This is a genomic window from Oligoflexus sp. (assembly GCF_035638955.1).
Classification (GTDB): Bacteria; Bdellovibrionota_B; Oligoflexia; order Oligoflexales; family Oligoflexaceae; genus Oligoflexus.
This window is the reverse complement of sequence record NZ_DASQYZ010000422.1, coordinates 22,089-28,194: the sequence shown is the minus strand read 5'-3', so window position 1 is coordinate 28,194 and position 6,106 is coordinate 22,089. Positions and strand designations below refer to the sequence as shown.

General features: G+C 52.1%; 4 protein-coding genes. 1 reads left to right on the top strand and 3 read right to left on the bottom strand.

The features are described 5' to 3' along the window. Positions 1–797: 797 nt before the first annotated feature. Positions 798–2,708 carry a B12-binding domain-containing radical SAM protein gene (locus VE954_RS35550; protein ID WP_324962058.1) on the top strand — a complete coding sequence of 637 codons (1,911 nt, stop codon included), beginning with the start codon at positions 798–800 and terminating at the stop codon, positions 2,706–2,708. 2 nt (positions 2,709–2,710) lie between these two features. Here VE954_RS35550 and VE954_RS35545 read toward each other — a convergent pair whose 3' ends face one another. The 3 genes from VE954_RS35545 to VE954_RS35535 form a co-directional block, all read right to left on the bottom strand. After that, positions 2,711–3,910: a hypothetical protein gene (locus tag VE954_RS35545; protein WP_324962056.1), complete on the bottom strand. Its 1,200-nt coding sequence runs from the start codon at positions 3,908–3,910 to the stop codon at positions 2,711–2,713. A 225-nt stretch (positions 3,911–4,135) separates the two neighbouring features. Further along, positions 4,136–4,918, bottom strand: coding sequence for a hypothetical protein (locus VE954_RS35540; RefSeq protein WP_324962054.1), 783 nt, complete (start codon positions 4,916–4,918; stop codon positions 4,136–4,138). A gap of 22 nt (positions 4,919–4,940) precedes the next feature. Next, complete coding sequence (locus VE954_RS35535; protein WP_324962052.1) at positions 4,941–6,098, bottom strand: hypothetical protein; 1,158 nt, start codon at positions 6,096–6,098, stop codon at positions 4,941–4,943. Positions 6,099–6,106 lie beyond the last annotated feature (8 nt).

The window sequence follows — 6,106 nt, the reverse complement described above, 5'->3', positions numbered from 1 at the left end:
ATTGGAAGAAAGAGGAAATCGGGGTCACGGGAAAGATGGAAAGGATGAGGATTTTTTCTCAGCTGGAATCAGACAAACTGGATCAAAAATGGGACCGTCTCAAGTCCGGCTAGATGTAGCAGGTTTCGACGGCCCACTTTGAAAGCTATTAAATTCTCAAAAATGGAGCCTCAAGAAATAGACAAAATTGCAAATAAACTTTCAATTCAACAATCAAAGTTACTTGCAAAACGGGGAGCATGATCTGAGTCTGCGTAGTTAGGGACGACCCGGACCTTTGTTGTTACTTTACTTCAGATTACAAAATGTAATAGGAGTGTCTCTTTCATCAAAAGTCTCTAATTAGATATGCGAGTAGTTTGATGATGACTATGATGCATCAAAGGCACTGAAAGGGTGAGCACTGATAGTATGGACACACTAGAGTTTTCGGGTCCTCCTTGGCACCACCTCGCAATGGTTGACGATCAACCGCCACTTCTCGCTTGGTTTGAAAAACATTTTGCGTCACCAACACCACTTAATTTCATCAACCTCTTTTAGCTTGGAGGCTTCCAGAGAAATTCCATCCCGCTGTCGATCCTGAATTACATCGACGAACCTTCGAGATGAAGTGCTCCCCCACTTTTCGTACAACCTAAGCCACTAAACTTTGCTCACGATATTGCCGCAGCGATTTCGTTCTGAAACCTCCCTTTGCCCGGCACTCCAGCAAATATCATCCGCGGTCCTTGCAATTCCAAACTCGACAGGCTATACCATCCGGGCCGATCCATTCCCCTGCTTATAGGTCATCTATGACAAGGCCCAAGATCCTGCTTCTGACGCCACCCATGACGCAGCTGAATACCCCCTACCCGGCCACGGCTTATCTGACGGGTTTTCTCCAGATGCACGGCTATACGGTCGAGCAACGCGATCCGGCGATTGAACTGATTCTGTCGCTACTATCCCGACATGGCTTGAGTGAAATCAAAGCCGAACTTGAAGCCAATTTCGAAGATATCCCGGTCGAGGAACGCCCCGACGAGGTCCAATATTTCCTTGAAAATTTTATGACTTACGCCAATACCGTCGAGCCGTGCATCCGCTTTCTGCAGGGCAAGGACCCGAGTCTGGCGATCCGTCTGAGCTCACGCCAGTACCTGCCCGAAGGGCTGGGTTTTGATGGTTTGCATCAGATGGAAGAGATCGAAGGACCGGAACACCTGGCGCAGGCCTTTGGCAACCTGGGAATCCAGGACAAAGGCAAGTACCTCGCCAGTCTGTATGTCGCAGGCCTTGTGAGTGTCATCAACGCGGGTGTCGATCCGCGCTTTGAACTCTCCCGCTATGGCGAGCGCCTGGCAGCCAGCAATCCCAGTTTTGACGATCTGCATGAGTCCATCGAAGGTCAGGAGACCTTCGTGGATGAGGTGCAGAAATCCATCATCCTCAGCTATCTGAACGATACCCAACCCGATGTCGTGGGCATCACGCTGCCATTCCCAGGCAACGTCTATGCAGGCTTTAAGATTGCGCAGACGATCAAACAATGGAATGCCTCCACGCGCGTGGTGATGGGTGGTGGTTATGTGAATACAGAGCTGCGTTCCCTCAAGGACCCACGCGTCTTCGATTATGTGGACTATATCTGTGTGGATGACGGGGAACGGCCGCTGCTGAACCTTCTGGAGCATCTGAGCGGCATAAGGCCTGCCGAAGAACTCATGCGCACCTATCAACGTAAAGATGGTGTGGTTGTTTACTGGGACTCCAGGAAAACGCACGACATCCCCCATAAGGATACAGGAACGCCGACCTATCGCGGTATGCCCCTGGACCGCTATCTTTCGATCTGTGAACTCCCTAACCCCATGCATCGCATTTGGTCCGATGGCCGCTGGAATAAGGTGACGCTGGCGCACGGTTGCTACTGGAATAAATGCAGTTTCTGCGATGTCACTCTTGATTATATTGCACGTTATGATGAGGCCCAGGCCGATATTATTCTGGCTCGCATGGAAGCCCTCATCGCCGAAACCGGTCAAACCGGATTTCATTTTGTCGACGAAGCCGCGCCGCCCAAGGTCCTGCTGGCTCTTGCCAATCGCATCATTGAAAAGGGCCTGACCGTCACGTGGTGGGGCAATATCCGCTTTGAAAAGACCTTCACGCCCAAGGTGGCCCAAATCCTGGCAGCCTCCGGTTGCATTGCGGTCAGCGGTGGGCTGGAAGTCGCTTCGGATCGCCTTTTGAAACTGATGAGCAAAGGCGTCACCGTCGATCAGGTGGCGCGTGTGACCCGTGCTCTGACGGATGCGGGCATCCTGGTTCACGCGTATCTGATGTATGGTTTCCCAACTCAGACCAAACGCGAAACCGTCGAGGCGCTGGAATATGTCCGGCAGCTGTTCAAGGCGGGCTGCATTCAATCAGCCTACTGGCATCGCTTCGCGGCCACCGTGCACAGTCCTGTTGGAAAAAATCCGGAAAAATTCGGCATTCGACTTTTGCCGCATGATGACATTCAATTCGCCACCAATGATATCGATTTCGAGGATCCGACCGGCTGCGATCACGAGACATTGGGCGAGGGTCTCAAGCGGGCCTTGTATAACTACATGCACGGGATGGGCCTCCACGAACCCCTGCCGATCTGGTTTGAAGAGCCCATCCCGAAGCATAAGATTCCGGCCGACTTCATCGAGTCGGCCCTGGCGCGTTGAACCTAGAGCAAGGAATACATGGGCATGCCCAGGCTATTATCCGCGTTGCGCAGGCGCAAGTTCATGCGGAATTCATAGTCCGTCCCGGCTGTCAAAGTCTGCCGAATGGAATAATCCGGGATCATGAAGCCTTCTTCCGACGGGAAGTAGGTTGAAATCTTTTGCCAGGTTGCTGTTCCTTTCGGACGGTACTCAAAGCGCAGTTCGCCACCTTTGGTGGTCACCAGCCCGAAATGGAGCGTGAACTGCGTGCCGACCTTCTCCACGGATTTCAGTTTAAAGATTTCCACCTCATGACGGGTGATAGGTGCCGGCACCTTGATGATATCATCGTCCGTTCCCGGCCAGCTGCTGTTGAAACCAGGGCGCTTGGCCAGCGCACGGATACCGGTGATATCATCATCGGTGAGGTAAAGTTTCGCAATATTCGAAGCGGCTGCCATGATACTGCCCATATCGGGATGGGTGGACTTGAAGCTCGGATCACAGTTGGTGGGACCTTCATACTGATCACAGAGGCCCCACACATGACCGAATTCATGCACAAGGACCGGCAAGGCTATCGAAGCCGCCGTCGGCGAGACTTCCATGTCGCCCCTACCTTGCATCTGGCTCAAAATTTCGCTGCTGTCGAGGGTTTGCTTGTTCAAGGCTTGAAGACTGATCCAGCGATTGGTGCCCCAGGCATCCGGGCTGATTTTATAATCGCGAAGGAAGAGATGACGTTTGAAACTGGTGATCTTCTGCGCAGAATACCCACGCCAGCTGCTGCCCGTCTGGGCCACCGTCGTACCTTTGAGTGGGGCGAAACCGACCACCACATCAAAATCATCACCACAGGTGCTGTAATACTTCGTTTGCAGCGTTTGCGTGGTGTCGGTCGCACCCGCACGCGGCAGGTTCATGACCTGCGTTTCGACCTCAATCGTTCGACCCAGATAGGCAGCCCAGATGTTGATGGCCGCCTTGATTTCTGATTCCACGCCCGGCAGTTCATTGACCATGTACTGGGGCACGCAAACTTTATACGTTTCACCAGGTTTTTTATTGATCAGATACTGCGGGGCATCAGGATGCAAACTTTGGTCTTTCAAATGACCCCAGGACAGATCGCTGGTATCAGCTTGTGGATCCTGGTTACAGGCCAAGGGTGCGGCGCCAAGAGTCAAAACAAGGGCTGTGATCTTGAGTTTCTTCATCATTCACTCTCCGTAGGCTCAAAGAATCCTTGGTCACAGAAAATGTTCTGTCACCTGCAGACTGTCTTTGTCAGCATTGATAGGGAATGCGCTCTGGCTATTCCAATTGCATAAACGGAGGTAACTATAAAGATTTAACAATGGAAATAAAGCAATAAAATCATGTAGATGCTGTCTCAAGAAACAGACAGTCGGTCCAACCTCGCGATATTTCGGGACCGAATGAAATTACAATCCAAGATTATTCACCAGACCTCGTAAATCCTCGCACGCATCATTATCAATAGGACTTTGACTTGAGTTCCCTTGAAATTCGGGCTGGTTTATACTCAGGATAAACGATCCACCACCGCAGCTGGCTTGCACCGTCTTATGAACATCAGGCAGAGACCGGGATTGACCGTTCGGCACAACTGCATTCTGCAAGGTCGTGGCTAATTGCTCGCAGCCGGTGAATCGATTCATTTCAAAATAACTAAACGCGCCCAGATCGTTCACGAACAGAAGAGTGAAAAAATCCTTGCAACTGGCTGCAAGCCGTAATTTTTTGCTGTCTGCCTTCAGAAGATCGCGCCCGGTTGCAGTCCGCTCCTGGCTTTTGATTGTGGTTTTCAGCTGCATATTCAGCAGGGCAAGGTCAAGCTGATCGCGACTGCTGCTCTTCACTGTCAACAAGAGGGATTGATCGGGCTTCACCTCCTGCAGCAAAGTTCCATTCGCGGGAACGGACACATTCCAGCTTAACTTTTCACTGATATTCGCCGGTCGGCCCTGATCGTCACCAAGAAAGCAGCTCAGTGAAGCGTCCAGCGTATCCCGCGCTGGGCCCTGCACCCAACGGCAGAGCAAAGGATAACCAGGCAGCCCGGTGGGTTCTTCCGAGACCTTATCCGGTTTGCCTTGCAGCTCCGGCGTCAGGGATTGCGTGGGGGTTGTTGCTTGTTTCTTCTTGCAAGCGAACGATAAAGTCATACTCAAAGCGATAAGAAGCAGCCCGGAAAAACGCAGCATGGAAATTTCCTTATGGGACATTTCATTTGTTCCAGTTTTTTTGCACGAGGTCAGAGGCCACGCCCAGAGCATCCACCGTACCACTCAATCTCTGACTGAGAATGGCATATTCGGAATAGACGAAGCGGGCCAGTTCACGACATTGACGCCGGATCAACCAGCGCAAAAGCGCGAGGTGCACCAGAAGAACCTTATCGATATCGGCAAGCGCATGAACGGATTGCAAAGTTTTTTTGACCAGAACCAGACGATGCGCGAGCGGAATATCCTTATCATAGGCGCGTTCCAAATGGATGGCACAGCGCTGATAGGGAGCATTGGCCTTGAAATTGAGGCCTTTTTTCTGACCGAGGGATTTCATCTTCGGCAGATGATCCATCCACTGCAAACCACCGATGGCGCGAATCCAGAAAAAACTTTCCAGGATATAACTCGCCTGATAATAATCCCGGCGTGGATTCATGACGGCCATTAGACCATCGATACTGCCCGTGCGCACAACCTCGCGACACAGCGTTTCCCATTCGATTTCGCGCCTGGAACGAGGATCCGCCCGATCATCATGGAGCAGTTCCCCCGCGATCTGATCGGCTTCATCCAATCGATGACTCAGGCGCAGGGAACGGAGTCTCATCACCTGTGCGTAGTAAAAATAATTGGCATCCAAACCGCTCTCCAAGGCGCGCTCGATATAACCAACAGCTAAATTGGCCTCGCCGAGCCGGAGGCTCATGCGGGCCAGTGAAAGCGATTGAAAAGACTTACCACCAGGGGGTTCCGACCCCGACACATGTTCGACCAGCTGCTGTTCGATACAGGCGAGCAACGGCTCCCCTTCACTCATATGCAGCTGGGCCTTCAGAATATGGAGTTCGCCCAACAGAAAGGCCAGGGACGATGACTTGGGCTTGATATTCTGAAGCGTGAGCAAAGCATCAGCCAGCTGAAAGAGTTCCTTCACCTGCGGATCCGTCAAGCCTCCCTCACGCACGTGCGTATTGAGAAGTGTCATGACGTAAATCAGGCGGTCCGGCTCCTGTTCTTCAGCTTGGGCAATCTGATTCAACAGGTAAGGGATGCGGTCCAACGACGACTGGAGCGGAGCCAGCTCTTGACGGATTCGGGCTTTGACCTGATCAATCTGGTCCCGCTTCCAGGGTCTGCCTGATGCTTTGCTCATGGGCTCAC